The sequence below is a fragment of the Burkholderia sp. ZZQ-2 genome (genome assembly GCF_050768715.1).
Classification (GTDB): Bacteria; Pseudomonadota; Gammaproteobacteria; order Burkholderiales; family Burkholderiaceae; genus Burkholderia; species Burkholderia cepacia.
Window position 1 is genome coordinate 18,578 of the sequence record NZ_LDVA01000299.1, and the last position, 25,942, is coordinate 44,519.

At 64.9% G+C, this 25,942-nt stretch carries 31 protein-coding genes; 4 read left to right on the forward strand and 27 right to left on the reverse strand.

Annotated elements, in window-relative coordinates; all coding sequences use genetic code 11:
* The 4 genes from pilQ to ABY44_RS26840 are packed head-to-tail and all read right to left on the reverse strand — an operon-like array spanning position 1 to position 4,029.
* The gene (gene pilQ, locus ABY44_RS26825) at positions 1-1,644 is read right to left on the reverse strand and encodes a type IV pilus secretin PilQ (protein WP_124919746.1); all 1,644 of its coding nucleotides are present in this window, start codon (positions 1,642-1,644) and stop codon (positions 1-3) included.
* Complete coding sequence (locus ABY44_RS26830) at positions 1,641-2,507, reverse strand: pilus assembly protein (RefSeq protein ID WP_431642686.1); 867 nt, start codon at positions 2,505-2,507, stop codon at positions 1,641-1,643. The genes pilQ and ABY44_RS26830 overlap by 4 nt, the downstream gene beginning before the upstream one ends.
* On the reverse strand, positions 2,504-3,112 hold the full coding sequence (locus tag ABY44_RS26835; RefSeq protein WP_431642688.1) for a fimbrial protein: 609 nt from the start codon (positions 3,110-3,112) through the stop codon (positions 2,504-2,506). The genes ABY44_RS26830 and ABY44_RS26835 overlap by 4 nt, the downstream gene beginning before the upstream one ends.
* Positions 3,109-4,029, reverse strand: coding sequence for a hypothetical protein (locus ABY44_RS26840; RefSeq protein ID WP_060194616.1), 921 nt, complete (start codon positions 4,027-4,029; stop codon positions 3,109-3,111). Before ABY44_RS26840 ends, ABY44_RS26835 begins: the two co-directional genes overlap by 4 nt.
* A 225-nt stretch (positions 4,030-4,254) precedes the next feature.
* Between ABY44_RS26840 and ABY44_RS26845 the strand changes: the two genes are divergently transcribed.
* Positions 4,255-6,642, forward strand: a complete 2,388-nt coding sequence (locus ABY44_RS26845; RefSeq protein WP_124818436.1) for a penicillin-binding protein 1A — start codon at positions 4,255-4,257, stop codon at positions 6,640-6,642.
* A 79-nt stretch (positions 6,643-6,721) separates the two neighbouring features.
* Here the strand turns inward: ABY44_RS26845 and cyaY are convergent, their stop codons facing one another.
* Positions 6,722-7,048 carry an iron donor protein CyaY gene (gene cyaY, locus ABY44_RS26850; RefSeq protein WP_021161744.1) on the reverse strand — a complete coding sequence of 109 codons (327 nt, stop codon included), beginning with the start codon at positions 7,046-7,048 and terminating at the stop codon, positions 6,722-6,724.
* 36 nt (positions 7,049-7,084) lie between these two features.
* Between cyaY and lptM the strand changes: the two genes are divergently transcribed.
* Positions 7,085-7,363: an LPS translocon maturation chaperone LptM gene (lptM, locus tag ABY44_RS26855; RefSeq protein ID WP_021161743.1), complete on the forward strand. Its 279-nt coding sequence runs from the start codon at positions 7,085-7,087 to the stop codon at positions 7,361-7,363.
* Between the two features lie 76 nt (positions 7,364-7,439).
* Here the strand turns inward: lptM and msrQ are convergent, their stop codons facing one another.
* The 5 genes from msrQ to ABY44_RS26880 all read right to left on the reverse strand — a co-directional run bounded on the left by msrQ (position 7,440) and on the right by ABY44_RS26880 (position 13,488).
* Positions 7,440-8,126, reverse strand: a complete 687-nt coding sequence (gene msrQ / locus ABY44_RS26860) for a protein-methionine-sulfoxide reductase heme-binding subunit MsrQ (protein ID WP_060173893.1) — start codon at positions 8,124-8,126, stop codon at positions 7,440-7,442.
* Between the two features lie 20 nt (positions 8,127-8,146).
* Positions 8,147-9,142, reverse strand: a complete 996-nt coding sequence (gene msrP / locus ABY44_RS26865; protein ID WP_060173892.1) for a protein-methionine-sulfoxide reductase catalytic subunit MsrP — start codon at positions 9,140-9,142, stop codon at positions 8,147-8,149.
* Between the two features lie 158 nt (positions 9,143-9,300).
* Positions 9,301-10,491, reverse strand: coding sequence for a c-type cytochrome biogenesis protein CcsB (gene ccsB, locus ABY44_RS26870; protein WP_027788574.1), 1,191 nt, complete (start codon positions 10,489-10,491; stop codon positions 9,301-9,303).
* Between the two features lie 4 nt (positions 10,492-10,495).
* Positions 10,496-12,712: a cytochrome c biogenesis protein ResB gene (locus ABY44_RS26875; RefSeq protein ID WP_060173891.1), complete on the reverse strand. Its 2,217-nt coding sequence runs from the start codon at positions 12,710-12,712 to the stop codon at positions 10,496-10,498.
* Positions 12,713-12,834: 122 nt separating this feature from the next.
* Entirely contained in the window at positions 12,835-13,488 is a 654-nt protein-coding gene (locus tag ABY44_RS26880; RefSeq protein ID WP_027788576.1) for a c-type cytochrome, read from the reverse strand.
* Between the two features lie 214 nt (positions 13,489-13,702).
* Here ABY44_RS26880 and yihA point away from each other — a divergent pair, with 214 nt between their 5' ends.
* Positions 13,703-14,362 carry a ribosome biogenesis GTP-binding protein YihA/YsxC gene (yihA, locus tag ABY44_RS26885; RefSeq protein WP_021161737.1) on the forward strand — a complete coding sequence of 220 codons (660 nt, stop codon included), beginning with the start codon at positions 13,703-13,705 and terminating at the stop codon, positions 14,360-14,362.
* 253 nt (positions 14,363-14,615) lie between these two features.
* Positions 14,616-15,614, forward strand: coding sequence for a porphobilinogen synthase (gene hemB / locus ABY44_RS26890; RefSeq protein WP_021161736.1), 999 nt, complete (start codon positions 14,616-14,618; stop codon positions 15,612-15,614).
* A gap of 95 nt (positions 15,615-15,709) precedes the next feature.
* Here hemB and dsbD read toward each other — a convergent pair whose 3' ends face one another.
* From dsbD to rpsN, 17 genes are all read right to left on the reverse strand, one after another.
* A complete protein-coding gene (gene dsbD / locus ABY44_RS26895) occupies positions 15,710-17,560 on the reverse strand; it encodes a protein-disulfide reductase DsbD (protein ID WP_060173890.1) in 1,851 nt (616 codons plus the stop codon).
* A complete protein-coding gene (gene cutA / locus ABY44_RS26900) occupies positions 17,553-17,879 on the reverse strand; it encodes a divalent-cation tolerance protein CutA (RefSeq protein ID WP_021161734.1) in 327 nt (108 codons plus the stop codon). Before cutA ends, dsbD begins: the two co-directional genes overlap by 8 nt.
* A gap of 208 nt (positions 17,880-18,087) precedes the next feature.
* Positions 18,088-18,483, reverse strand: a complete 396-nt coding sequence (gene rplQ / locus ABY44_RS26905) for a 50S ribosomal protein L17 (RefSeq protein ID WP_027788579.1) — start codon at positions 18,481-18,483, stop codon at positions 18,088-18,090.
* 148 nt (positions 18,484-18,631) lie between these two features.
* Positions 18,632-19,609 (reverse strand): DNA-directed RNA polymerase subunit alpha, encoded by a 978-nt coding sequence (locus ABY44_RS26910; protein ID WP_006477176.1) that lies wholly within the window; start codon positions 19,607-19,609, stop codon positions 18,632-18,634.
* Positions 19,610-19,733: 124 nt separating this feature from the next.
* Positions 19,734-20,357 carry a 30S ribosomal protein S4 gene (gene rpsD / locus ABY44_RS26915; RefSeq protein ID WP_021161733.1) on the reverse strand — a complete coding sequence of 208 codons (624 nt, stop codon included), beginning with the start codon at positions 20,355-20,357 and terminating at the stop codon, positions 19,734-19,736.
* A 154-nt stretch (positions 20,358-20,511) separates the two neighbouring features.
* On the reverse strand, positions 20,512-20,913 hold the full coding sequence (gene rpsK, locus ABY44_RS26920) for a 30S ribosomal protein S11 (RefSeq protein ID WP_004197937.1): 402 nt from the start codon (positions 20,911-20,913) through the stop codon (positions 20,512-20,514).
* 28 nt (positions 20,914-20,941) lie between these two features.
* Positions 20,942-21,307 (reverse strand): 30S ribosomal protein S13, encoded by a 366-nt coding sequence (gene rpsM / locus ABY44_RS26925; RefSeq protein ID WP_006400641.1) that lies wholly within the window; start codon positions 21,305-21,307, stop codon positions 20,942-20,944.
* A 38-nt stretch (positions 21,308-21,345) separates the two neighbouring features.
* Positions 21,346-21,462 (reverse strand): 50S ribosomal protein L36, encoded by a 117-nt coding sequence (gene rpmJ / locus ABY44_RS26930; RefSeq protein ID WP_004199844.1) that lies wholly within the window; start codon positions 21,460-21,462, stop codon positions 21,346-21,348.
* Positions 21,463-21,482: 20 nt separating this feature from the next.
* The gene (gene infA, locus ABY44_RS26935) at positions 21,483-21,701 is read right to left on the reverse strand and encodes a translation initiation factor IF-1 (RefSeq protein WP_004521905.1); all 219 of its coding nucleotides are present in this window, start codon (positions 21,699-21,701) and stop codon (positions 21,483-21,485) included.
* A gap of 8 nt (positions 21,702-21,709) precedes the next feature.
* The gene (gene secY, locus ABY44_RS26940) at positions 21,710-23,059 is read right to left on the reverse strand and encodes a preprotein translocase subunit SecY (RefSeq protein ID WP_006482915.1); all 1,350 of its coding nucleotides are present in this window, start codon (positions 23,057-23,059) and stop codon (positions 21,710-21,712) included.
* A gap of 42 nt (positions 23,060-23,101) precedes the next feature.
* Positions 23,102-23,536, reverse strand: a complete 435-nt coding sequence (gene rplO, locus ABY44_RS26945; RefSeq protein WP_006482880.1) for a 50S ribosomal protein L15 — start codon at positions 23,534-23,536, stop codon at positions 23,102-23,104.
* A gap of 26 nt (positions 23,537-23,562) precedes the next feature.
* Positions 23,563-23,745, reverse strand: coding sequence for a 50S ribosomal protein L30 (gene rpmD / locus ABY44_RS26950; protein WP_006400644.1), 183 nt, complete (start codon positions 23,743-23,745; stop codon positions 23,563-23,565).
* A gap of 15 nt (positions 23,746-23,760) precedes the next feature.
* Positions 23,761-24,279 (reverse strand): 30S ribosomal protein S5, encoded by a 519-nt coding sequence (gene rpsE / locus ABY44_RS26955; protein ID WP_006482895.1) that lies wholly within the window; start codon positions 24,277-24,279, stop codon positions 23,761-23,763.
* A 14-nt stretch (positions 24,280-24,293) separates the two neighbouring features.
* Positions 24,294-24,659 carry a 50S ribosomal protein L18 gene (rplR, locus tag ABY44_RS26960; RefSeq protein WP_006477183.1) on the reverse strand — a complete coding sequence of 122 codons (366 nt, stop codon included), beginning with the start codon at positions 24,657-24,659 and terminating at the stop codon, positions 24,294-24,296.
* Between the two features lie 12 nt (positions 24,660-24,671).
* Positions 24,672-25,202 carry a 50S ribosomal protein L6 gene (gene rplF, locus ABY44_RS26965; RefSeq protein ID WP_006758786.1) on the reverse strand — a complete coding sequence of 177 codons (531 nt, stop codon included), beginning with the start codon at positions 25,200-25,202 and terminating at the stop codon, positions 24,672-24,674.
* A gap of 18 nt (positions 25,203-25,220) precedes the next feature.
* Positions 25,221-25,616, reverse strand: a complete 396-nt coding sequence (gene rpsH / locus ABY44_RS26970) for a 30S ribosomal protein S8 (protein ID WP_006477185.1) — start codon at positions 25,614-25,616, stop codon at positions 25,221-25,223.
* 14 nt (positions 25,617-25,630) lie between these two features.
* The gene (rpsN, locus tag ABY44_RS26975) at positions 25,631-25,936 is read right to left on the reverse strand and encodes a 30S ribosomal protein S14 (RefSeq protein WP_011350676.1); all 306 of its coding nucleotides are present in this window, start codon (positions 25,934-25,936) and stop codon (positions 25,631-25,633) included.
* Between the last annotated feature and the right edge of the window lie 6 nt (positions 25,937-25,942).

Sequence of the window (25,942 nt, forward strand, 5' to 3'; positions counted from 1 at the left end):
TTACTGGCAAAGCGGCTGCCTTGTCGAGCCTGCGCCGGCGGCTTCCGGCCCCGTTTTATCGGCATCCGCGCTGCCCATGCCGCGTGCATCGCAGCGCGCATCGACGACCGTCGGCGTGATGAAGACGACCAGTTCGCTGCGCTGGTCGCGTTGCGCGCGGTGCCGGAAAAGCGCGCCCAGAAACGGTATTTTGCCCAAGAGCGGCACGCGCGTCACATCGTTCCGGTTCAGTTGCTCATAGATCCCGCCGATCGCGACCGTCCCGCCGTTCTCGACCTCGACGCGCGTCTGTACGTGCTTCGTATGAATCGCCGGGCCGGCCGCCGTCGGCTCGCCGACGCTGTCCTTCGTCACGTCCAGGTCGAGCACGACGCGCCCGTCCGGCGTGATCTGCGGCTCGACCTCGAGCTTGAGCGTCGCCCGGCGGAACTGCACGCCGCTCACGCCATTGCCCACCTTCGCCTGGTACGGCAGCTCCGAACCCTGTTCGACGATCGCCTTGACGCGATCGGCGGTCACCACGCGCGGGCTCGAAACGATCTGGCCCCGCCCCTGCGCCTCGAGCGCGCTCAGTTCGACGTCGAGCACACGGCTGAGCGGCGCGGCAAACAGCGTGAAGCCGGCGGTCGCCGCTTCGAAGCCGCCGAGCGGCCGCCCGGCAAGGTCGAGCGCGTTGCGCGCGCCGCTCGTGAACGAGGCGCTTTCGCTGGCGCTCTCGCCCGACGGCGGCCGCGCCTGCGCCCTCAGCGCGACACGTGCGCCGAGATTGCGCGAAAAGCCTTGCTCGCCCTCGACGATGCGGGCCTCGATCCGGACCTGCCGCGACGGCCGGTCGATCGCATCGATCAGGCTCGCGATCTGGTCGAGGCGCGGCGCGAGATCGGTGACGAACAGCAGGTTCGTCCGCGGATCCGCCGCCGCGGCGCCGCGCTTCGACAGCAGGCGCTGGCCGGTTGCGCCGGCCAGCAGCCGTTGCACGTCCTGCGCGCGCGGGTAGCGCAGCGCGAACGTCCGGCTCGCAAGCGGCTCCAGATCCGCGGCCCGCGCGTGCATTTCGAAGCGCTCGCGTTCGCGCGCCGCCAGCTCGGCCGCCGGCGTGACCCATATCACGTTACCCCGCCGCGACATCGCGAGCCCGTGCGTGTCGAGCAGCGTGTCGAAGGCATCGCGCCAGCGGACATTGTTCAGACGTAACGTGACGGTGCCGCGCACCTGCTCGCCGACGACGATATTGAGCCCGGTGAACCGCGCGAATGCGTCGAACGCGGCCGCAAGCCCCGCTCCCTGCAGATTCAGCGAAATCCGCCGTGCGTCGTCCGCATCGCCCGGGTGCCGCGCGGCGGCATCGCCCATCCGGGCCGGCGGCGCCAACGGGATCGGCGGCCCCTCCAGCCCGGGGGCCGGGGCGGCGGCCTCCGCCTGAAGCGCCGTGCGAGCCGCCTGGTCGAACGGCGGCGGGCCGGCCTCCGCAGATGCGGGGCCGTCCGCCCCGTCCACCGCGCCTTGCGGCAACGGCAGGCCCGGCACCGGCATCTCCATCGATGCCGCTGGCCAGACGGCCGGCAGCGGCGGCAACGAGGCGCTTGCACCGGCCGCCGTCAATCCGGCCCAGACGGCGAGCGCCCGACATCCGTGCTTCATCATGGGTGCCTCCCGTCGTCCAGAGCGACTCGGTACGCGCCATCCGCCGTCGCGAGCGTCACGGCGACGGGATCGACTCGCACCACCCGCGCGGCCCCGAGGGCTTCGCCGGGCACCAGGGCAGCGAATGCGCCGCCACCGTCGTCGAACAACGCGAGACCAGCACGCCTGTCGCGAATCGTGCCGGCCAGGCGGGCAGCCGCCCCCTCCGTTTCCGACGAGCCGGCCCCGCCGAACGGATCGGCGCCGGGCGCGTCGGCCAGAACCGGCGTCTCCCCGCCCTTGGACGTCATCGCCGGCAACTCCGGAAACACGTCGACCGCCATCTCCACACGCGCGGCCTCCTTTCCTCGTTCGACACGCAGCGTGGTCGGCACCGCCAGCACCGGAAAACGCGCCAGCCATCCGACCATCTGCAGCAACGCGCGAAACCCGCCATCCGCGACGATGCGCACCGAGCGCTGCCCTTCCGGCACTGCCGCCTCGGCGCGCAGCGGTTCGATCGATACACTGCGCAGCCCGCTCGACGCGGCGTGATCGGCCAGTTCCAGCATCAACGCGGCCCATTCCGGCGCACGCGACGAGCGATCGCCGTCTGCCGCCGCCGGATGCGCGTCGTGTTGCCGTGCAGCGGCTGCGAGAACACGCCGCGCGTCGGCCTCTTGCTTCTGCGCCGCCGCCAGCAACGCCCGGCTGTGCGCGAGCCCGCTCCAGTCCGCAGCATTCGCCAGATGAATGCCGCCCGTCAGCACTGCCGCGAACGCGAGCACGCAGCCTGCGATATGCGCAGTCGCCGGCGACACGCGCCGCACGCCGTTCCGCCATCCTCCGCGATACGGTGCGGGCCGATGCGCGAGCGCCGTCATGCGCCACCTCCCGATGCTTTCCGGGACGGCATCGCGTCGTGCCAGCGCAACTGGACCGAGAACCGGAACGGCATCCCGCCGGCAGCGACCGGTGCATCCGGGGCTGGCTTCAACGCATCGATATCGATCCGCCAGCCACGCTGCTCGCGCGCCATCCCCGCAAGCCATCGCGCAGCCGCCCGGTAGCTCACGGCGCGGACATCGAGCACGGCACCGGCCGACGTCGTGCGCAGCGCATCGAGCCGAACCGTGCCGTCGTGCACCTGCGCCAGGGTCGCCAGCAGCCCCGCGACGTGCCGATAAGGTGCGGCGCGCGCGGCCACCTGCGCGTCACGCTGCGCGACGACGGCCGCCGCATTGGCGGCGCGTGTCGCGGCGCCCATCTGCGGCTGCAATTGCCGCAGCCGCGCCTCCACGATTGCGCGCTCCGCATCCACACGCCACCGCGCCCCGCTGGCGGCACCCGTCCACAGGCCGGCGCCGAGTATGCCGAGCAGAACCGCCGTACCGCACTGCGCGGCCCGACGACGTCGCAACGCCCGCGCCAGCCGCTCCCGGTACGGCAACAGGTTGAAGCCGCCCGGCTTCGCACGGAGGGCCATCATTCCCACACCCCGCGCAATGCCAGCCCGAATGCAACAGCCAATGCCGGGCCGCCCGGCGTGCCGGTGGACAGGCACGATTGCGCGCCCCAGCCCGCGCAGTCGAACGGCACCGCAACCGCGCCGACCACGTCGCCGATCTCGGCGACGGACGTTTCGAAGCGGGCGATACACCGCTCGTCCCCGGCCACGAGGACACAGCGCACGGCCCCGAGCGCGCGCCGGCGCAATGCATCGGAAAACGCCCCCGGCACCACGCCGGACAGCGTCAGCACCGGTACGGCCGACGGACCGTCGATTCGCCAGCCCTGCACGCCCGAGTCATGGAACCAGAGCGCCGCGCAGGGGCCCGCCTGCGCGTCGAGTTCGCATTGCGCCGCATAGCGCAACGCACGCAGCGCGGCGGCCGATTCGCCGTCGACCACCGTCAGATCGACACCGGCCTGCGCGGCCACATCGACCCGCCGTTCGATCAGCGCCAGCGAGGCCACGGCAACCTCGATCTCCCCCGCACCGCCCTCCTGCCGCCAGTCGAACGCGAGACTGTCCGGCGCGAGCCCCGAAATGCGTTCGGCCGCCTGCCGCGCGGCGTCCTCGATGTCGTCCCGCCCGGCCAGGTCCAGCATCGCGGTGCGCATCTCGTCATCGGGCAACGCCATCACGCCGCGCGCGCCGCACCGCACGTCGGCCGCCGACAGTCTCGACACGGCCGCGGCCAGCGCCCGCGCGACCGCCGCCCAACGCGCATCCTCCGGGCCACCCGCCAACCCGACCGGCTCCCGCTCCAGCCCCTCGACGCACACCTCGGCGCCCCGGCCGCGCCGGCTCAGCACGACCACCCTCACCTCGTCGGCACCGACGTCGATTCCCGTCGACCGGTGCCCGCCCTGCGCAAACCGCGCTCGCCATCTTCCCGCCATCCCAGCCTCCCGAGATCGTCGCGGCCCACGCCGCGCTTCCGGGACTGATTCTGCAAAACGGCGCGTCGGGCCGACAGTCGGCCTAACGGCCAGCATCCGCTCGCGACGGCCGCGCGCGGGCTATGCTGGAAGTACGCCGGCCCGCGGCTTCAGGGCGGGCGGCCCCCGCGTCAGGACCGGTCTTACCGGGCAGCTATAATCGCGGGACTGTTTTCCGGTATGCCTATGCAATCCACGACTCCTACGTCCCCGCCTCCCGCCCCGGAGCCAAAGAAGCGGCCCTGGTGGCAAAAAGTCCTGCTCGGATTCGCCACGATGTGCGTGGCGCTCGTCGTGGCCGGCGGCCTCGTGCTCGGCTACGCGCTCGTCGTCGCGTGGCCGAACATGCCGTCGCTCGATGCGCTGACCGACTATCGCCCGAAGGTGCCGCTGCGCATCTATACGTCCGATCACGTGCTGATCGGCGAATTCGGCGAAGAGCGCCGCGACGTCGTCCATTTCAAGGACGTGCCCGACTCGCTGAAGAAGGCGATCCTCGCGATCGAGGACGCGCGGTTCTACGATCACGGCGGCGTCGACCTCACCGGTATCGTGCGCGCCGGCTTCGTCGCGCTGACGAACGGCCATGCGTCGCAGGGGGCGAGCACGATCACGATGCAGGTCGCGCGCAACTTCTTCCTGTCGAGCGAGAAGACCTACACGCGCAAGATCTACGAGATGCTGCTCGCGTACCGGATCGAGCGTGCGCTGACGAAGGATCAGATTCTCGAGGTCTACATGAATCAGATCTATCTCGGCCAGCGCGCATACGGCTTCGCGAGCGCCGCGCGGGTCTACTTCGGCAAGGACCTGAAGGACATCACGCTCGCCGAAGCGGCAATGCTCGCGGGGCTGCCGAAGGCGCCGTCCGCGTACAACCCGGTCGTGAACCCGAAGCGCGCGAAGGTGCGCCAGGAATACATCCTGCAACGGATGCTCGAGCTGAACTTCATCTCGCGCGAGCAGTACGACGAGGCCGTCGCACAGCCGCTCGTCGTCAAGGGTCCGGGCCGCGATTTCAGCGTGCACGCCGAGTACGTCGCGGAAATGGTCCGACAAATGATGTACGCGCAATACCACGAGGAAACCTACACGCGCGGCTTCAACGTCGTCACGACGATCGACTCCGCGGATCAGCAGGTCGCCTATACGGCGCTGCGCAAGGGCATCATGGATTACGAACGCCGGCACGGCTATCGGGGGCCGGAAGGCTTCATCGAGCTGCCGGCCGGCGCCGACGACCGCGAACAGGCGATCGACGATGCGCTGCTCGAACACCCCGACAACGGCGAACTGATTGCAGCGGTCGTCACGGCCGCGAACCCGCGCCAGATCACGGTCGCGTTCATCGACGGCAGCAATGCGACGATCGAAGGCGACAACCTGCGCTTCGCGTCGGGCGCGCTGTCGGCCAACGCGCAGCCGAATCGCCGCATCCGCCCGGGTGCGATCGTCCGCGTCGTGAAGAACGACACCGGCAAGTGGTCGATCACGCAGTTGCCGCAGGTCGAGGGGGCGTTCCTGTCGATCGTCCCGCAGGACGGCGCGATCCGCTCGCTCGTCGGCGGCTTCGACTACAACAAGAACAAGTTCAACCACGTCACGCAGGCGTGGCGGCAGCCGGGTTCGTCGTTCAAGCCGTTCATCTATTCGGCGTCGCTCGACAAGGGCCTCGGGCCGGCAACGGTGATCAACGACGGTCCGCTGTATTTCAGCGCGGCCGAAACGGGCGGCCAGCCGTGGGAGCCGAAGAACTACGGCGGCGGCTTCGAAGGCCCGATGTCGATGCGCACCGCGCTGCAGCGTTCGCGCAACCTCGTGTCGATCCGGATCCTGAACCACATCGGCACGAAGTACGCGCAGCAGTACATCACGCGCTTCGGCTTCGACGCGGAACGCCATCCGGCGTACCTGCCGATGGCACTCGGCGCGGGCCAGGTCACGCCGCTGCAGATGGCGGGCGCGTATTCGGTATTCGCGAACGGCGGCTACCGCGTCAATCCGTACCTGATCGCCGAAGTCACCGATCCGAACGGCGCGATCGTCGTGCGCGCGCAGCCGCTCGTCGCCGAACAGAATGCGCCGCGCGCCATCGACGCGCGTAACGCGTACGTGATGAACAGCCTGCTGCAGAGCGTCGCGCAACGCGGCACGGGCGCACGGACCAACGTGCTGAAGCGCACCGACCTCGCGGGCAAGACCGGCACGACGAACGACTCGCACGACGCGTGGTTCGCCGGCTACCAGCACACGCTTGCCGCGATCGCGTGGATCGGCTACGACAATCCGCGCAGCCTCGGCGATCGCGAAACGGGCGGCGGCCTGTCGCTGCCCGTCTGGATCGACTACATGGGTGCCGCGCTGAAGGGTGTGCCCGAGTTCAAGCCGACGATGCCGGACGGCGTCGAATCGCTCGGCGGCGAGCTGTACTTCACCGAGTTCGCGCCGGGTCACGGCTTCGTGTCGACGGTCGGCGTGCCGCAGGCACCGGCCGCGCAGAACGTCGATGCGACCGTGCCGCACGTCGACGAGCAGGAAAAGCAGGACATCATGAACCTGTTCCAGGCGCACTGACTCTCGGCCCGGACATGAAAAAAGCGCCCCGCGGGGCGCTTTTTTCGTTGGGTCACGCGTCGGGGCGGGGCCCCGATCGTCATGCGCTGAACGTGATCGGCAGGCCGGCCTGCTGAGTCGCGTATTCGGTGAGCGCCGAGAAGAACTCGGTGCCCGTGCGCGTATCGCGCCATGCGCCGTCGATGAACCGGTAATGGAAACCGCCGGCCTTCGCGGCGATCCACACTTCCTTCATCGGCGGCTGCAGGTTGACGATGATCTTCGAGCCGTTCTCGAACGTCAGCGTCAGGACGCTGCCGTTGCGCTCCAGATCGATGTCGTGATCGCCGTCGTTGGCGTCGTCGACGGTACGCTCGACGGCCGCCAGCACGGCCTCGGCACGGGTCAGGTATTCGGTATCGGACATGCTAAACTCTATCGGTTCAATTGTTCAGGGACGATCATGCGAGTCGTTTTCCGGATGAGCGCGATTGTAGCGGCTTTGGCGATTCTTGCCGGCTGCGGTCAAAGCGGCGCGCTCTATCTGCCCACCGTGCCTCCGCTGCCCAAGCCACTCCAGCAGCAGGACACACCGCCGTCGGACGTGAAGCCGACCGATGAAAACGCGTCGTCCGACAGTGTGCCCGATTCGTCCGGCACGCCGCTCATGCTGTCGCCCGAATTGTCGAGCGGGGCATCCGCCACGGCTGCACCGGCATCGAGCCCGGCCGTCGCGAAGTAACGACGCGCCGCCTGCGCAGGCTCGCGAAACGAGGCGATGACTTCCCGGTCATCGCCTTTTGTTTTTGGCTGCGCCGTCACGCGCGCACGCGCCGCCATCCCCATGCAACCACCCGCCAGCCGAGCAGCGCGACGACGATCGCCGCATACAGCTTCGGCTGCGCGAGATTGTGCTTGCCGGCCCTCATCCACCAGAAGTGCAGCACACCGAACAGCGCAATCGCGTAGATCGCGCTGTGCAGCGTCGCCCAGTGGCGGCCGAGCCGGCGCACCATCGCGCGCGGCGACGTTGCCGCCAGCGGAATCAGCAGCACGAACGCGGCGAAACCGACCGTGATGAACGGGCGCTTGCCGACGTCCTTCAGGATCGCGACAACATCGAACCACTTGTCGAACCACAGGTAAGTCGTGAAGTGCAGCGTCGCGTAGAAGAACGCGAACAGCCCGATCATCCGGCGAAAGCGCAGCAGCGTGGCGAACCCCGTCATGCGCCGAAGCGGCGTGACGGCGAGCGTGACGCACAGCATCACGAGCGTCCAGAGGCCCGTCGAGCGCGTGATGAACTCGATCGGATTCGCGCCGAGCCGGTCGGTCAGCCCGAACAGCACGAGACGCGTGAGCGGATAAAGGCCCGCTGCGAATACCAGCACCTTGGCCGGCGCGAGCCAGCGCGGCGCGGCGGAGCGAGTCGCGCCGGCCCGCACGGCACGTGCAGCCGGGCCGGCGCCCGCCGCACGCGCGGGCGTCAGCGTCGAAGGAGGCATGTCGTTTCTCACCTTCGCCCTCAGAAATTCTTCTTCAGGTCCATGCCCTGATACATCGACGCGACCAGGTCGCCGTAGCCGTTGAACATCAGCGTCTTGCGCTTCGGCGTGAAAAAGCCGTCCTCGCCGATGCGCCGCTCGGTCGCCTGGCTCCAGCGCGGATGATCGACGTTCGGGTTCACGTTCGAATAAAAGCCATACTCGCTCGACGCATACGTGTTCCAGCTCGTCTTCGGCTGCTTGTCGACGAAGCGAATCTTCACGAGCGACTTCGCGCTCTTGAAGCCGTACTTCCACGGCACGACGATACGCACCGGCGCGCCGTTCTGGTTCGGCAGCACCTGCCCGTAGACGCCCACCGTCAGCAGCGTCAGCGGATTCATCGCCTCGTCCATCCGCAGCCCTTCCGAGTACGGCCAGTCGAGCACGGGTGTCGACAGGCCGGGCATCTGCGACGGGTCGGCCAGCGTGATGAACTGCACGTATTTCGCATTGCCGGTCGGCTGCACCCGCTTGATCAGCTCGGACAGCGGCACGCCGATCCACGGGATCACCATCGACCATCCCTCGACGCAGCGCAACCGGTACACGCGCTCCTCGAGCGGCGCGAGCTTCAGCAGTTCGTCGAGATCGAACACCTTCGGATGCAGCACCTCGCCCTCGACGCTCACGCGCCACGGGCGCGGCCGCAGCGTGCCCGCATTCTGCGCGGGGTCGCTCTTGTCGGTGCCGAATTCGTAGAAGTTGTTGTAGGACGTGATGTCCTTGAACGGCGTCACCTTGTCGGCCGCGACGAACTTCGGGTTCGTTTTCGCCGCGAGCTTCGCTGCCCGCGCGTCGGGCGACGCATAGGCGGCAAATGCCGCGCCGCTGCCGCCGAGCAGCCCGCCCGCCGCCGCGAGGCCGGCCGCCTGCAACACGCGCCGCCGGTTCTCGAAGACCGCGCGCGGCGTGATTTCGCCGGGCGCGATATCGCCACCGGTCAGTACGTTCAGCAAAGGGCGTTTGATCCACATCGTGCTGCTCCTCCTGCCTGCGCCGCGCGCAGCTTCATGGGCGTTCGACCCGACTCATCTTGCGCCGTTCGCCGGCCGGACCGCCCGTCCGTTACAAAAGAAAACCGCCGGGCACGCAGTGCACCGGCGGTCTCATAGTCGGACGAGCAGCGGGAATCTTACAGCTTGCCGTAGCTGTGCAGCCCGGACAGGAACATGTTGACGCCGAGGAACGCGAAGGTCGTCACGAGCAGGCCCGTCAGCGCCCACCACGCGGCCACCGTACCGCGCAGGCCCTTCATCAGGCGCATGTGCAGCCACGCCGCATAGTTGAGCCACACGATCAGCGCCCAGGTTTCCTTCGGGTCCCAGCTCCAGTAGCCGCCCCATGCCTCGGCCGCCCACAGCGCGCCGAGGATCGTCGCGATCGTGAAGAACGCGAAACCGACCGCGATCGACTTGTACATCACGTCGTCGAGCACGTCGAGCGTCGGCAGGCGATCCGCGAGCACGCCGCGCTCCTTCATCAGGTACGCGACCGACACCATCGCCGACAGCGCGAAGCTGCCGTAGCCGATGAAGTTCGCGGGCACGTGGATCTTCATCCACCAGCTCTGCAGCGCCGGCACGAGCGGCTGGATCTGCTGCGCATCGCGCGCGACCGAGTACCACATCAGGAAGCCGACCGCCGCGCTGATCACCAGCAGCACGAACGCGCCGAGCGAACGTGTCCCGTAGTGGCCTTCGTAATAGAGATAGAGCAGCGCGGTGATCAGGCTGAACAGCACGAACACTTCATAGAGGTTCGACACCGGAATGTGCCCGACATCCGCACCGATCAGGTAGGACTCGTACCAGCGCACCATCAGGCCGGTGAAGCCCATCAGCACGGCAACCCACGTGAGCTTCTGGCCGATCGCGGAGCCCGATTCCGAGCGCGCGAGCAGGCCGATCCAGTAGAAGATCGTCGCGAGCACGAACAGCGCGCTCATCCACAGGATTGCCGACTGGCTCGACAGGAAGTACTTGAGGAGGAACGCCGAATCGGCGCGCGCGAGATCGCCCTGGTAGATCTGGATCGACAGCAGCGCCAGCACGGCGATCGACGCCATCATCAGCCGCGCGGGCTTCCAGCGCCAGCCGAGCGCGACGAGCGCCGGCACGGTGCCGATCATCACCGCCTTGTCGTAGTAATCCATGTGCGCGTTGTAGTGCACGAGCGCATAGCCCGCGCCCACCACGAGCGCCAGTGCGAACAGCCAGTCGAGCAACGACAGGCGCGCGAGGAACGGACGATCGTCGAACAACGGTGCCGTGACCGGCGCCTGGGCCGACGCCCGATGGGAAGAGGAAACTTGCGTGAGATCCATGATGTTACCGGGTGGAATTCTCGGAATCGGAACCGCCGCCGGCAGGCAAACGGGCCGTCGATGCCGCACCGGCCGGCGCGGCGTCGCGAGGTGCGGCGTGCAAGGCAGCACCGGCCGCGTCGCGCGTCTGCACGTATTCTTTCTCGAAATCGAAGGTCTTGCGGGCCGTGGACATTGCCATCACCACATCGACGCCCGAACCGGCGTCCTTCAGCCAGAACCAGAGGCGCCGCTCGCGCACGTAGAACATCGAGAAGATGCCGGCGACCAGCAGCAGGCTGCCAAGATACACCAGATTCTTGCCGGGTGCGCGCGTCAACTGAAATACCGAAGCTTGCACCTGCTTGAATGAGTCAAGCTGCAAATAGACCGGCGATCCATACAAAAAGCTGTCGGATAGCGCGTTGATCGCGTTCTGTACGAAACGGATCGTGTCGGTACCCTGCTGCGCCGCCGGCTCCCCCGCACGCTCGCGCGCGATCTGCCAGACCTCCCACATCGAGCCTTCGAGCATCCGCAGCAGCAGGCTCGCGGCCTTCTCCTGCTCGGCCTTGGGCACCGAGCGGTCGATGAACGTCGCCACGGCCTGGAAGCCGCCGATCGGCTGGCCGTCGGCGCCGCGGCCGACGCTGTCGTCGCTCGCCGCAAACAGGGTCAGCACCTTCAACGCGCTGTCCTGCAGGCGGCCGCGCAGCGATGCGTCGGTGCCCGGCAGCGAACGCTGCGCGAAGCGCGCGGCGGCTTCGGCGCGCACGGAAGGATCCTCGAGCGCGGCGCGCAGGTGCATCCATTCGCCGATCGAATCCTGGCTGTCGGCCGGAATCCGCATGTAGCGGAACGGGTCGTTCGGGCTCGTGCGCACGCCGGCGAGGAACACGCGCTCGCCGTTCATGTCGACGGGCAGCATGTAGTTGTTGAATTCGCGCGCCTGGCCGTCCTTGCCGCGGATCTTGTACTGCACGGACGGGCCGATGTTGTGGAGCTGCGTCGGCTTCGACGTCTTCGCGCCGGAGCCGAGCCGTTCGTCGAACACTTCCCTCAGCGAGCTCGTCGTCGCCACACCACGCACGTCCGGCTTGCCGTTCGCGTCGGCCATGTTCTCGACGTTGATCGCGCGGAAATCGGCGAACTCGATCGTGTCGCCGTCGGCGCCCGGCATCTGCAGCGGCGCCGAACTGCCGATCGTGCCCTGCACGGGGAAAGTCTTCGCGTTGCCGCCCGTCATCGGATAGGCCGTCATCTGCATCTGCGAGCCGCCGTCCTGGAAGCTCGACTGGTAGATCGACACGCCCTTGTACGTGAACGGCTTGTTGACCTCGACGCGCGCCGGAATTTTCCGGCCGGTCTCGCGATCGATCACGACGATGTCGCTCGCGAACAGTTTCGGCATGCCCGTCGTGTAGTAGTCGACGATGAACTTGTTGAGCTGGATCGAGAACGGCAGGTCCTGGATCAGCGAGCCGCTCGGCTGGTTCAGGATCGCGGTCGACACGAACTGGCCCTCGGGCACCCACGCGTAGCCGCGGAACGTCGGGTTCGACGCGGACAGGCGATGGTCGGGCGAGATCTCGCTGATCGTCGCGCTCGTGTTGACCGGGCTCTTGCCGAACATCCACATCTGGAATTTGATCGGCAGGTTGCTGTCGAGCAGACCGCCGATACAGATCACGACGATCGCGAGGTGCGCGGAGATATAGCCCCACTTGGTCATCGCGCCGCGCTTCGCGGAGATCAGCGTCGCGCCGTCGTTTTCACGCACGACGTGCTTGTAGCCGGCCTTGGTGACGAACGTGGCGAGCGTTGCCGTGACGGTCGCGCGCGTGCCGGAAGCCGTGTACTCGGCCTTGTGGTGGAAAGCCCGCAGGCTGCCTTCGCGAACCTTGTCCTTCCAGCTCTTCGCATCGGCGAGCATCTTCGGCGCGTTGCGGATCACGCACAGCGAGATCGACACGACGAGGAAGATCAGGATCAGCATGAACCACCACGCGCTGTACACGTTGTACAGGCCGAGCGAGCGGAAGATGTCCGCCCAGAACGGCCCGAACTGGTTCACGTAGTTCGGATACGGATCGTCCTGGGTCAGGACCGTGCCAATGATGCTCGCGATCGACAGCACCACCAGCAACGCAATCGCGAAGCGCATCGAGCTCAGCAGCTCGACCGCGCGCTTCGACGCACCCTGACTCGACTTCGACTGCAACCCCGACGTGGTAACGCTCATTCAAACTCCGACTGACAACAAAAAAGGGCAAGGCGGCCGCGACTGCGCGGCGCCCCACCCTTTTCTTGTTCTGACTCCGGCCGCCCTTCGGGCGTCCGGTCATTTCCTTCGCGGCTGACCGCTCAACGCAGGCCCGCGATGTAATCCGCGACGGCCTTGATCTCGTTGTCCGACAGCCGCGTCGCGATCTGATGCATCGCCTCGTTGTTGTTGCGTGCGCCGGCACCCTGCTGGAACGCGGTCAACTGCGCGACCGTGTAATCGGCCCACTGTCCAGACAGACGCGGGTACTGGACCGGGAGACCCTGCCCTGTCGGCCCGTGGCAGCTCGCGCAGGCGGGTACGCCCTTCTCCGCGATGCCGCCGCGATAGATCTTCTGGCCGATCGGCACGGTCGCCGCATCGCGTGCGGTGCCGAGCTTCGTCGTCTGCGACCCGTAGTACGCGGCGACGTTGCGCATGTCGTCCGCGCTCAGCGCGCTCGCGAATCCGACCATCACTGCGTTGGTCCGCACCGGCCCCTTCGCGCCCGGCTGCGTCTTGAAGTCGTTCAACTGCTTGACCAGATATTCGGGATGCTGGCCGGCAAGCTTCGGGAAACTGCCCGACGCGCTATTGCCATCGGCACCGTGACACGATGCGCACACCTGCCCGGCAATCGCCTTGCCGCGGTCGAGATCCGGCTTTGCCGCCTCCGCCGCGTTTGCCTCCGCTACGAAACCTACGAACCCTGCTGCAACCTGAAGCACCATCAGAGACTTGCACAGTCGATTCATTCGCACACCCTGTTTCGTCTTGTGGGAATTTGAGGTTCTGCAAAAAACGACGGCGTTCAGTCTACCGCAGAAGCCACATAAAAGCGCGAGGCAGGCGCCCGGTGGCCTTCGGTAAAACCGCCGTATTGTACAATATCGCGTTGAAAGCTCCCGCGCCTATCGGGGCTACCCCGCCTCCACCAAGCGGCTCGCGCCGCCCGTCCTTCCGGTTCCCATGGCCTTTCTGCTCCATCAAGCCCGCTTCTACACGACCGTCAACCATCTGCGCGACCTGCCGCCGACGGTCCAGCCGGAAATCGCGTTCGCGGGCCGCTCGAATGCCGGCAAGTCGACGGCGATCAACGTGCTGTGCAACCAGAAGCGGCTGGCCTTCGCGTCGAAGACCCCCGGCCGCACGCAGCATATCAACTACTTCTCCGTCGGCCCGGCCGCCGAGCCCGTCGCGAATCTCGTCGACCTGCCCGGCTACGGCTACGCGGAAGTGCCCGGCGCCGCCAAGGCCCACTGGGAAATGCTGCTGTCGTCCTACCTGGCAACCCGCTCGCAGCTTTGCGGCCTGATTCTGATGATGGATTCGCGCCGCCCGCTGACCGACCTCGATCGCCGCATGATCGAGTGGTTCGTACCGACCGGCAAGCCGATCCACACGCTGCTGACGAAGTGCGACAAATTGACGCGGCAAGAAAGCATCAATGCGCTGCGGACCACGCAAAAGGGGCTCGATGCGTATCGTGACCAGGGCGTCCAGGGCAAGCTGACGGTCCAGCTGTTTTCCGCGATGAAGCGCACGGGCCTCGACGAGGCGCACGAACTGATCGAGAGCTGGGTGCGGCCGTCCGCCGCCGACGAAAAAAGCGAGCCTGTAGCACAATGATCGGGCAACGCGCGGCCGGGATCGGCGGCGCGCACCTGACGGCGCCTGCGGATTCGGCCGGCTCATAAAAAAACCCGCCGTTGAACGGCGGGTCAAACAGCCTAATCGAAAAACGACAGGCACCCGCTCAGGGAGGAGAAGCGGGGAGCTGCACGCGACGCGTGCCGCTCGATCGCTATCATATACCAACGCTCCCGAAAATGACCGAAGGGTTCCGTAAGGTCCTTCTTGCCCTGATTTCTACCCAATCGCCATGAGCTTTCATCCGCTTCATCGTCCGCGCCGGATGCGCCGCGACGACTTCTCCCGGCGCCTGATGCGCGAAAACCGCCTGACCACCGACGACCTGATCTATCCGGTATTCGTCGTCGAAGGCACCAACGAACGGCAGCCGGTGCCGTCGATGCCCGGCGTCGAACGCGTGTCCGTCGATCTGCTGATGCATGTCGCCGAGCAATGCGTCGAACTCGGCGTGCCTGTGCTGTCGCTGTTCCCGGCCATCGAACCGTCGGTGAAAACGCCTGACGGCCGCGAGGCAGCCAACCCGGAAGGCCTGATCCCGCGCGCGGTGCGCGAGCTGAAGAAGCGCTTTCCCGAACTCGGCGTGCTGACCGACGTCGCACTCGATCCGTACACGAGCCACGGCCAGGACGGCGTGCTCGACGAGAACGGCTACGTGATCAACGACGACACGATCGAGATCCTGATCGATCAGGCGCGCGCACAGGCCGAAGCCGGTGTCGATATCGTCGCGCCGTCGGACATGATGGACGGCCGCATCGGCGCAATCCGCGAGATGCTGGAAAGCGACGGCCATATCCATACGCGCATCATGGCCTATTCGGCCAAGTTCGCATCGGCGTTCTATGGCCCGTTCCGCGACGCGGTCGGCTCGGCGTCCAACCTGGGCAAGGGCAACAAAATGACCTACCAGATGGACCCGGCGAACAGCGACGAAGCGTTGCGCGAAGTGCGCCTCGACATCGACGAAGGCGCCGACATGGTGATGGTCAAGCCCGGCATGCCGTACCTCGACATCGTGCGCCGGGTGAAGGACGAGTTCCGCTTCCCGACCTACGTGTACCAGGTGAGCGGCGAATACGCGATGCTGAAGGCCGCCGCGATGAACGGCTGGCTCGACCACGACAAGGTCGTGCTCGAATCGCTGCTCGCGTTCAAGCGTGCGGGCGCCGACGGCGTGCTCACGTACTTCGCACTCGACGCCGCGCGCCTCCTGAAAGCGCAGCGCTGAGCCACGCGCCGGCAGCGCCACGAAAAACGGCGGGACACTTCGGTGTCCCGCCGTTTTCATTTGCAATCGGTGTACAAGCCACCGACAAGCGTGCGCTACACCGTTGGTACCGCCGCGCGATCGAGACTGCGCAGAAACGTCTCGGCCGCCTGATAGCCGACCACACGGCCGATTTCGTTGCCGTTGCGATCGAAGAAGATGATGCCGGGCGGCCCGAACAGGTTGAAGCGCTTGAGCAGCGCCTGATCGTCCGGGTTGTTCGCGGTGACGTCCGCACGTACCAGGTGAAGCTGCGCGAGCCGCGCCTGCACGCGTGAATCCGTGAACGTCAGATGCTCCATCTCCTTGCAGCTCACGCACCAGTCGGCATAGAAGTCGAGCATCACGGGCTGGCCCGACGTCTTCAGCAGCGCGTCGAGTTCGCCGCTGGAGCGCACCGAAGCGAACGCTGGCCCCTGCTGCCCGGCAGCCGCACCGGCTGCCGACACATCGCCCGACGCGACCGTGCGCGCAGCAAGGACAGCCAGCGGTTTCACGGGGTCGTTGGAGCCCGCCGCAAGACCGACGAGCAGCGTCGCCGCCCAGATCGCGAGCGCGGCGCCGAGGCCACGGCCGAGGCGGCGCCAGATCGACGCGGCGCCAGCATGCGGCGTGAACAGGCCGAGCGCCGCGGCAGCGATGAGTAGCCACAACGCAGCGAGCACCATCTTCAGGCCGCCGGCAAGCACCGGCCACACGATCCACAGCGCGGCCGCGAGCAGCACGATGCCGAAGAACACCTTCACGCCGTCCATCCATGCACCTGCGCGGGGCAGCACCGTACCGGCACCGACGCCGACCACGAGCAACGGCACGCCGAGCCCCAGCCCCATCGCGAACAGCGCGGCACCGCCGAGCAGCGCATTGCCCGTGTGTGCGATGAAAGCGAGCACCGCGAACAGCGGCGCGGTCATGCATGCGCCGACCACCAGCGCCGACAACGCGCCCATCGCGGCAACCGCAACGAAGTGACCGCCCTGTCGCGCGCTCGACACTTCGGCTGCACCGGTCTGCCAGCGCGCGGGCAGCGCGATGTCCTTGCCCGAAATCAGCGACACCGCGAACGCGGTGAGCAGCACGCCGAACGCGCCGAGCACCCACGGGTTTTGCAGCCACGCGCCGAGGCTCTGGCCGACCAGCGCCGCGGCGATGCCCAGCACCGTATAGACGAGCGCCATGCCGACCACGTACGTCAGCGACAGCGCGAAGCCGCGCGCATGCGTCGCGCGCGTGCCCTGACCGATGATGATCGCCGACACGATCGGGATCATCGGGTACGAACACGGCAGGAGGCTCAGCACGACGCCCGCGACGAAATACAGCGCGACGATCGTGAAGAAGCCATGCCCCTCGAGCAGCGACTGCGCGAAATCGGCGCTCGTGACCTTGTCGAACCAACTGCCCTCGGCTGCCGCATCGCCGGAAGACGAGGCCGCACCCAGTGCGGCGCCGTCGACCTTCACGACGTGCTCGGCGGGCGGATAGCAGATCCCTTCGTCGGCGCAGCCCTGCGACGTCACCGCGAGCTCGAACGGCCCCGACGCCTGCTTGACGGGCACGTGAACGACGACTTCGTCACGGTAGGTCTCGACGTTCTTCTGGAACGTCTGGTCGAACTTCACATGGCCGGCGGGGAACTGCGGCTCGCCGAGCGTCGCCTGCCCGCTCTTCACCGCGAACGCGAACCGCTCGCGGTACAGGTAATAGCCGTTGGCGACCTTGAAGCGGACGTCCACCTGCCCCGGCGATTCGCTCGCGCTGAACTTGAACGCCACCGACGGATCGAGGAAATCGTCGGCCGCACGCGCGACCGACAGGCCGCCGCCCAGCACGAGCATGAACGACAACAGGACTGCGAGGAACCGCAGCGCGCGCACGCGCACGGAAAGCGCCATACCGTTAAACATGAAATAGACGTTGAGTTTCGCTGGTCACCCACTGGCCGTAAGCGGCCGAGGCCGTCGCCTGCCACGAGACGATTTCAGGTGTCTCGTATGGATGATGCGCGAGAATAAATCGCTCCAGTTCGAGCGCCCGCACGGGGCTCGTCTTGAACAGCAACTGAATCTCGTCGGCCGTTTCGACCTTGCCCTGCCAGTGATAGCGTGACCTGATCGCACCGAGCTCCGACACACACGCGGCAAGCCGCGCATCGAGCGCACCGGCGGAAAGCGCCTCGGCGGTCGCGGCATCGGGCACCGTCGTCAGCATCAGCACCACTATCATCCGCGCCCTCCTGGCTGGTCTATCGACTCCTGGCTCCTGCCGGCGCGCGTTGCCCACCCGGGAGCGCACCGGCTGCCCCGTATCGTAGCGCAGCCCGCGCAACACTGCCGGCACCACCCTGCGACAATCGATCGCAGCCGCCGCTTCAAAAACAAAAAGGGCCAAGCAATTGCTCGGCCCCTTTCAGATACTGCTGCGTACCGGAAGCTTATTCAGCTTCTTGCACGGTTTCCGTTTCGTCGACTTCCGGACGATCGAGCAGCTCGACCAGTGCCATCGGTGCGTTGTCGCCCACGCGGAAGCCGAACTTCAGCACGCGCAGGTAGCCGCCCGGACGGTTCGCGAAACGCGGACCGAGCACGTCGAACAGCTTCGCCACCGAGTCACGGTCGCGCAGGCGGTTGAACGCCAGGCGACGGTTTGCCAGCGACGGCTTCTTGCCGAGCGTGATCAGCGGCTCGACGACTTTACGGAGTTCCTTCGCCTTCGGCAGCGTCGTCTTGATGACTTCGTGCTCGATCAGCGAGTTGGACATGTTACGGAGCATAGCCAGACGGTGGCTGCTCGTGCGGTTCAGTTTCCGCAGACCATGACGATGGCGCATTTCAGTTTCCTTGATTCAAAGTTTTGATCCAGCTCTTCTATCGCACCTCGATGGGTGCACGGGCCGGTAACGAAAAAAGCAAGATGCGGATTTTAAAGGAAAATCCGCATCTTTGCCAACTACAGCAACAGCAGCGCTACAAGCGGGCTTACTTGTCGAGACCAGCCGGCGGCCAGTTTTCGAGCTTCATGCCCAGCGTGAGACCGCGCGAAGCGAGCACTTCCTTGATCTCGTTGAGCGACTTGCGACCGAGGTTCGGCGTCTTCAGCAGCTCGTTTTCCGTGCGCTGGATGAGATCGCCGATGTAGTAGATGTTCTCGGCCTTCAGGCAGTTCGCCGAACGAACCGTCAGCTCGAGATCGTCCACCGGACGCAGCAGGATCGGATCGATCTGCGGTGCACGCGACGGCGCTTCGGCTGCCGTTTCCGTGCCTTCCAGCGCCGCGAACACGGACAGCTGGTCGACCAGGATGCGGGCCGATTGACGGATCGCTTCTTCCGGCGTGATCACACCGCTCGTTTCGATGTTCATCACGAGCTTGTCGAGGTCGGTACGCTGCTCGACACGTGCGCTTTCAACCGCATAGCTCACGCGGCGAACCGGCGAGAACGATGCGTCGAGGACGATGCGGCCGATGATCTTGGCCGTGTCTTCGCCGTAGCGACGAACGTTGCCGGGCACATAGCCGCGACCCTTTTCGATCTTGATCTGAACGTCGAGCTTGCCACCCTTCGACAGGTGCGCAATCACGTGATTCGGGTTGATGACTTCGCAGTCGTGAGCCAGCTCGATATCGCCGGCCGTGACAACGCCTTCACCTTCCTTGCGCAGCGTAACCGTCACTTCGTCACGGTTATGCAGCTTGAACACCACGCCCTTCAGGTTCAGCAGCAGGTTGACGACGTCTTCCTGCACGCCATCCAGCGTCGAGTACTCGTGCACCACGCCCGCGATCGTCACTTCGGTCGGCGCGTAGCCAACCATCGACGACAGCAGCACGCGGCGAAGCGCATTGCCCAAGGTATGGCCGTAACCGCGTTCGAACGGTTCCATGACCACCCTCGCGTGGTTCTCGCCCAGCGATTCCACGGCGATGATCTTGGGTTTCAGCAAACTGGTTTGCATGGGCTTTCCTTTTCAATACCCTCGGCTCGTTACACCGATAAGGCTGACCGGTAACAACCAGAAAATAAACAGCCGAGGCCCCTCCTTGCGCAACGCAATCGGGGTACCTCGGCCGTCAATCGGATTAACGCGAATACAATTCGACGATCAGGCTTTCGTTGATGTCGCCTGCGATTTCAGCGCGTTCCGGCATTTGCTTGAACGTGCCTTCGAACTTCTTCGCATCGACTGCAACCCAGCTCGGCATGCCGCCTTGCTCGGCCAGCGACAGCGCTTCGACGATACGCGCTTGCTTCTTCGCCTTTTCGCGGATCGCGACGATGTCACCCGCCTTCACTTGCTGCGACGGGACGTTTGCGACGACGCCGTTCACGGTGATCGACTTGTGGCTCACCAGCTGACGCGCTTCAGCGCGGGTCGAGCCGAAGCCCATGCGATACACGACGTTGTCGAGGCGCGACTCGAGCAGTTGCAGCAGGTTTTCACCCGTGTTGCCCTTGCGGCGGTCGGCTTCAGCGAAGTAGCGACGGAACTGACGCTCCAGCACGCCGTAGATGCGCTTGACCTTCTGCTTTTCACGCAGCTGCGTACCGTAGTCGGACGTACGTGCGCCCGAGGTACGGCCGTGCTGGCCCGGCTTGCTGTCGAGCTTGCACTTGTCGGCGAGCGAGCGGCGTGCGCTCTTCAGGAACAGGTCGGTGCCTTCACGGCGGGACAGCTTGGCCTTAGGGCCGATATAACGTGCCACTTTGCATTCCTTTATCAATCAGTCACGCGGATCGAAATCCGCGCTAGTTCGCTCCCTTTGGGGCGAACGGTGGGCTTAGTCAATCAAAAAAGCAACGCCCGTCGACGCTACGCGGCGACAGGCAATGTGCCAGCACGAACGTGCCAGCACACCTTTAGATACGACGACGCTTCGGCGGACGGCAGCCGTTGTGCGGAATCGGGGTGACATCCGAAATCGCGGTGATCTTGATGCCGAGGCCGTGCAGTGCGCGCACTGCCGACTCACGACCCGGGCCCGGGCCCTTGATCCGCACTTCCAGATTCTTCACGCCGTATTCCATCGCGACGCGGCCAGCCGACTCGGCTGCGACCTGGGCAGCGAACGGCGTCGATTTGCGCGAGCCCTTGAAGCCCTGACCGCCCGACGTCGCCCATGCCAGTGCGTTGCCTTGGCGATCGGTGATCGTGATGATCGTGTTGTTGAACGACGCGTGAACGTGAACCACGCCTTCAGCGACGTTCTTCTTAACCTTCTTGCGAACGCGTTGCGCCGCGGTGTTCGAAGCCTTAGCCATTACGTTTTCCTGTAACTGTCAGTTCCGCTTACTTCTTCAGCGCTTGCGCTGCACGACGCGGACCCTTGCGAGTACGTGCGTTCGTACGCGTACGCTGACCGCGCATCGGCAGGCCCTTGCGATGACGAACACCACGGTAGCAACCGAGGTCCATCAGGCGCTTGATGTTCATCGTCACTTCACGGCGCAGATCGCCTTCGACGACAAACTTGCCCACTTCTTCACGCAGCTTTTCCAAGTCTGCGTCGGTCAAGTCCTTGACCTTCTTCGAAAAATCGACGCCAGCTGCCACGCAGATGCTGCGCGAACGGGTGCGGCCGATACCGAAGATAGCCGTCAGGCCGATCTCGGTATGCTGGTGATTCGGGATGTTAACCCCTGCGATACGAGCCATTGTTTTTCCTCAAACAAAAAGCGCAAACAAACGCGCGGTCAGCCTTGGCGCTGCTTGTGGCGCGGATCCGAGCTGCAGATCACGCGAACGACGCCTTTGCGCTTGATGATCTTGCAATTGCGGCAAATGCGCTTAACCGATGCCATCACTTTCATGATAATACCCTTTTTTCAAATCACTTCGCCCGGAACACGATCCGCGCACGAGACAGATCGTAAGGCGTCAATTCAACCGTCACCTTGTCGCCCGGGAGAATGCGGATGTAGTGCATCCGCATCTTTCCGGAGATATGCCCCAACACGACATGGCCGTTTTCCAGCTTCACGCGGAAGGTAGCATTCGGGAGGTTTTCGATCACCTCGCCTTGCATCTGGATTACATCGTCTTTGGCCATAGTCCTTATTAACGCATTGGGATGTTGCCGCCCTTGAAGTTAGCCTTCTTGAGCAGTGACTCATACTGTTGCGACATAACGTACGACTGCACCTGCGCCATAAAGTCCATCGTGACGACGACAATGATCAGCAGCGACGTTCCACCAAAATAAAACGGCACGTTCCAGCGCAGTACCAGGAATTCCGGCAGCAGACACACGAAGACGATGTAGATCGCACCGGCCAGCGTCAGACGCGTGAGGATGCGGTCGATATATCGTGCGGTCTGATCGCCCGGACGGATACCCGGAACAAACGCGCCGCTCTTCTTCAGGTTGTCTGCGGTTTCCCTGCTGTTGAACACCAGTGCGGTGTAGAAGAAGCAGAAAAACACGATCGCCAGCGTGTACAGCAACACATAGACCGGCTGGCCCGGCTTCAGCGCTTCCGCAACGTTATGCAACGTGTTGGAAATCCAGCTTCCCGTCGGCTGACCGGTACTGAACCAGCCGAGAATCGTTGCCGGGAACAGAATGATCGACGACGCGAAGATCGGCGGAATCACACCCGACATGTTCAGCTTCAGCGGCAGATGCGACGACTGCCCACCGTAGATCTTGTTGCCGACCTGGCGCTTCGCGTAGTTCACGAGGATCTTGCGCTGCCCGCGTTCGATGAACACGACCAGGTAAGTCACCGCGGCAATCAGGACGACGATGATGATCGCCGAAATGATGCTCATCGAACCCGTACGCACCAGCTCGAACAACCCACCGACGGCATTCGGGAACCCTGCTGCGATCCCGCCGAAGATGATGATCGAGATACCGTTGCCCAGACCACGCTCGGTAATCTGCTCGCCAAGCCACATCAGGAACATCGTGCCGGTAACCAGCGTCACGACCGTCGTCAGACGGAACAGCATGCCGGGATCGGTGACGAGGCCCGGCTGGTTTTCCAGCGCAGCCGCGATACCGAACGCCTGGAAGGTCGCGAGCACGACGGTGAAATACCGTGTGTACTGCGTGATCTTCCGTTGCCCTGCCTGCCCTTCCTTCTTCAGCGCCTCGAGCTGCGGCGATACGATCGCCAGCAACTGCATGATGATCGACGCCGAAATGTACGGCATGATCCCCAGCGCAAAGATCGTGAAGCGGGAAAGCGCGCCACCCGAGAACATGTTGAACATGCCCAGGATGCCGCCCGCCTGGCTCTGGAACAGCTTAGCCAGTTGATCCGGATCGATGCCCGGCACGGGAATGTGCGCGCCGATGCGATAGACGATCAGCGCCAGGAGCAGGAACATCGCTCGCCGGCGCAGATCGCCGAATTTCGCCGTGCTTCGACCGGGTTTTGCAAGACTCGGGCTGTTAGCCAAGTACCTTCTCCGATGAATGCAAATGACGACGCGCTACGCGTGTCACTCGGCGAACGAACCGCCAGCCGCTTCGATCGCAGCACGCGCACCCTTGGTGGCACCGAGACCCTTCACGACGATCTTGCGCTTCAGCTCGCCCGTCGCGATGATCTTTGCGCTCTTCGTCAGCTCGCCGACCAGGCCGGCTTGCTTCAGTGCGAGCAGATCGATCTCATCGACCGGCAGCTTCTCGAGGTCGCCCAGGCGCACTTCACCGACGAATTCCTTCGTCAGCGACGTGAAGCCGCGCTTCGGCAGACGACGTTGCAGCGGCATCTGACCGCCTTCGAAACCGACTTTGTGGAAGCCGCCCGAACGCGATTTCTGACCCTTGTGACCACGGCCAGCCGTCTTGCCGAGGCCCGAACCGATGCCACGGCCGACGCGACGCTTGGCGTGCTTGGCGCCAGCTGCCGGCTTCAGGTTATTCAATTCCATATCAACTCCTTGATCCGTAGGGCCGCTTACGCGATGACCTTAACGAGGTACGAGACCTTGTTGATCATGCCGCGGACCGCCGGCGTGTCCTGAAGCTCGCTGACCGAGTTGAGTCGGCGCAGGCCCAGGCCACGCACGGTCGCGCGGTGCGATTCGCGGGTCCCGATCAGGCTCTTAACGAGCTGAACCTTGACAGTTTTTTCAGACATGGTGACCACCCGGGCTTAGCCCAAAATTTCTTCGACGGACTTGCCGCGCTTCGCCGCGATGTCTGCCGGGGTGGACTGCTTGCGCAGACCGTCCAGCGTAGCGCGAACGAGGTTGTACGGGTTCGTCGAACCGTGGCTCTTTGCCACGACGTTCTGAACGCCCATCACGTCGAACACTGCGCGCATCGGGCCGCCGGCGATCACGCCCGTACCTGCCTTCGCCGGAGCGAGGAGGACAGCCGATGCGCCATGCTTGCCGTGCACTTCGTGTTGCAGCGTGCCGTTCTTGAGCGGCACCTTGAACATGTTGCGGCGAGCTTGTTCCATTGCCTTCTGGACAGCGACCGGCACTTCCTTCGCCTTGCCCTTGCCCATACCGATGCGGCCATCGCCGTCGCCAACCACGGTCAGTGCGGCGAAGCCGAGAATACGGCCACCCTTCACGACCTTGGTCACGCGGTTGACCGAAATCATCTTTTCACGAAGGCCGTCGTCGCGCTCGTCAGCCTGAACTTTCGCTTGCATCTTTGCCATGACGAATTCCTTCCTTAGAACTTGAGCCCAGCTTCGCGAGCTGCCTCAGCCAGCGCCTTGACGCGGCCGTGGTAGCGGAAGCCCGAGCGGTCGAAGGCGACGGATTCGATGCCGGCAGCCTTTGCCTTCTCGGCAATACGCTTGCCGATCAGCGTCGCGGCATTAACGTTGCCGCCCTTGCCCGACTTGTCGGCCAGTTCAGCGCGCACTTCTGCTTCGAGCGTCGACGCGCTGGCGAGCACCTTGGTGCCGCAGGGCGAGAACACTTGAGCGTAGATGTGCGTGTTCGTGCGATGCACGGCGAGACGCGCGACCTGCAGCTCAGCGATCTTGATACGCGTCTGGCGAGCGCGGCGCAGGCGAGATTGAGTCTTATCCATGATTGCGCACCCTTACTTCTTCTTCGTTTCTTTGAGGATCACAACCTCGTCGGAATAGCGCACGCCCTTGCCCTTGTAGGGCTCCGGCGGACGGTAACCGCGAACTTCCGCAGCTACTTGACCGACTTGTTGCTTGTTGATCCCCTTGATCACGATTTCGGTTTGCGTCGGGGTTTCTGCCTTGACGCCTTCCGGCATCTGGTGCACCACCGGGTGCGAGAAACCCAGCGACAGATTCAGCTTGTCGCCTTGCGCTTGCGCACGATAACCGACGCCAACCAGCGTCAGCTTGCGCTCGAAACCCTTGGTCACGCCGTGCACGGCATTCGCGATGATCGCGCGCATCGTGCCCGACAGTGCATTTGCTTCGCGGCTTTCGTCCACCGGCGACAGGTTCAGCGTGCCGTCGTTGTTCGCCACGTTCACGAGCGGATTGATCGCTTGCGTGATGGTGCCCAGCGGGCCCTTGACGGTGATCGCACCGTCGGCCAGCTTGACTTCCGCGCCTTGCAGCGCGATCGGGCTCTTACCTACTCGAGACATGTTTCTCTCTCCTCGGCTTTAAGCGACGTAGCAGATGACTTCGCCGCCGACGCCGGTAGCGCGCGCCTTGCGGTCGGTCATCACGCCCTTCGGCGTCGACACGATTGCCACGCCCAGGCCGTTCATGACCTGCGGAATGTCGTTACGGCCGCGGTACACGCGCAGACCAGGCTTCGACACGCGCTCGAGGCGTTCGATGACCGGGCGACCTGCGTAGTACTTCAGCGCGATATTCAGTTCGGACTTCGCACCTTCCGCCTTGACGGCGAAATCGTCGATGTAACCTTCGTCCTTCAGGACTTGCGCGATTGCAACCTTGACCTTCGACGAGGGCATCGCAACCGATACCTTCTCGACCATCTGCGCGTTGCGGATGCGAGTCAGCATATCGGCGATAGGATCACTCATGCTCATTTACGTTTCTCCTATTACCAGCTCGCCTTGGTCAGGCCAGGAATCTCGCCACGGAATGCGATTTCACGAATCTTGTTACGCGCGAGGCCGAATTTACGGAACGTGCCACGCGGACGGCCCGTGATCGCGCAGCGGTTACGCTGGCGGGTCGGGTTTGCGTTGCGGGGCAGTTGCTGCAGCTCAAGGCGTGCTTCGTAGCGCTCTTCTTCCGACTTGCTTTGGTCTTCGACGATCGCCTTCAGCGCATCGCGCTTTGCTGCGAACTTCGCGACCAGGCGGGCGCGCTTCTTTTCACGTTCGATCAGTGCCAGTTTAGCCACGGTAAC

Coding starts and splice junctions, on each gene's coding strand:
- pilQ (WP_124919746.1), bottom strand. CDS start 1,644: ATGATGAAGCACGGATGTCGGGCGCTCGCCGTCTGGGCCGGATTGACG.
- ABY44_RS26830 (WP_431642686.1), bottom strand. CDS start 2,507: ATGACGGCGCTCGCGCATCGGCCCGCACCGTATCGCGGAGGATGGCGG.
- ABY44_RS26835 (WP_431642688.1), bottom strand. CDS start 3,112: ATGATGGCCCTCCGTGCGAAGCCGGGCGGCTTCAACCTGTTGCCGTAC.
- ABY44_RS26840 (WP_060194616.1), bottom strand. CDS start 4,029: ATGGCGGGAAGATGGCGAGCGCGGTTTGCGCAGGGCGGGCACCGGTCG.
- ABY44_RS26845 (WP_124818436.1), top strand. CDS start 4,255: ATGCAATCCACGACTCCTACGTCCCCGCCTCCCGCCCCGGAGCCAAAG.
- cyaY (WP_021161744.1), bottom strand. CDS start 7,048: ATGTCCGATACCGAATACCTGACCCGTGCCGAGGCCGTGCTGGCGGCC.
- lptM (WP_021161743.1), top strand. CDS start 7,085: ATGCGAGTCGTTTTCCGGATGAGCGCGATTGTAGCGGCTTTGGCGATT.
- msrQ (WP_060173893.1), bottom strand. CDS start 8,126: ATGCCTCCTTCGACGCTGACGCCCGCGCGTGCGGCGGGCGCCGGCCCG.
- msrP (WP_060173892.1), bottom strand. CDS start 9,142: ATGTGGATCAAACGCCCTTTGCTGAACGTACTGACCGGTGGCGATATC.
- ccsB (WP_027788574.1), bottom strand. CDS start 10,491: ATGGATCTCACGCAAGTTTCCTCTTCCCATCGGGCGTCGGCCCAGGCG.
- ABY44_RS26875 (WP_060173891.1), bottom strand. CDS start 12,712: ATGAGCGTTACCACGTCGGGGTTGCAGTCGAAGTCGAGTCAGGGTGCG.
- ABY44_RS26880 (WP_027788576.1), bottom strand. CDS start 13,488: ATGAATCGACTGTGCAAGTCTCTGATGGTGCTTCAGGTTGCAGCAGGG.
- yihA (WP_021161737.1), top strand. CDS start 13,703: ATGGCCTTTCTGCTCCATCAAGCCCGCTTCTACACGACCGTCAACCAT.
- hemB (WP_021161736.1), top strand. CDS start 14,616: ATGAGCTTTCATCCGCTTCATCGTCCGCGCCGGATGCGCCGCGACGAC.
- dsbD (WP_060173890.1), bottom strand. CDS start 17,560: ATGTTTAACGGTATGGCGCTTTCCGTGCGCGTGCGCGCGCTGCGGTTC.
- cutA (WP_021161734.1), bottom strand. CDS start 17,879: ATGATAGTGGTGCTGATGCTGACGACGGTGCCCGATGCCGCGACCGCC.
- rplQ (WP_027788579.1), bottom strand. CDS start 18,483: ATGCGCCATCGTCATGGTCTGCGGAAACTGAACCGCACGAGCAGCCAC.
- ABY44_RS26910 (WP_006477176.1), bottom strand. CDS start 19,609: ATGCAAACCAGTTTGCTGAAACCCAAGATCATCGCCGTGGAATCGCTG.
- rpsK (WP_004197937.1), bottom strand. CDS start 20,913: ATGGCTAAGGCTTCGAACACCGCGGCGCAACGCGTTCGCAAGAAGGTT.
- rpsM (WP_006400641.1), bottom strand. CDS start 21,307: ATGGCTCGTATCGCAGGGGTTAACATCCCGAATCACCAGCATACCGAG.
- rpmJ (WP_004199844.1), bottom strand. CDS start 21,462: ATGAAAGTGATGGCATCGGTTAAGCGCATTTGCCGCAATTGCAAGATC.
- infA (WP_004521905.1), bottom strand. CDS start 21,701: ATGGCCAAAGACGATGTAATCCAGATGCAAGGCGAGGTGATCGAAAAC.
- rplO (WP_006482880.1), bottom strand. CDS start 23,536: ATGGAATTGAATAACCTGAAGCCGGCAGCTGGCGCCAAGCACGCCAAG.
- rpmD (WP_006400644.1), bottom strand. CDS start 23,745: ATGTCTGAAAAAACTGTCAAGGTTCAGCTCGTTAAGAGCCTGATCGGG.
- rpsE (WP_006482895.1), bottom strand. CDS start 24,279: ATGGCAAAGATGCAAGCGAAAGTTCAGGCTGACGAGCGCGACGACGGC.
- rplR (WP_006477183.1), bottom strand. CDS start 24,659: ATGGATAAGACTCAATCTCGCCTGCGCCGCGCTCGCCAGACGCGTATC.
- rplF (WP_006758786.1), bottom strand. CDS start 25,202: ATGTCTCGAGTAGGTAAGAGCCCGATCGCGCTGCAAGGCGCGGAAGTC.
- rpsH (WP_006477185.1), bottom strand. CDS start 25,616: ATGAGCATGAGTGATCCTATCGCCGATATGCTGACTCGCATCCGCAAC.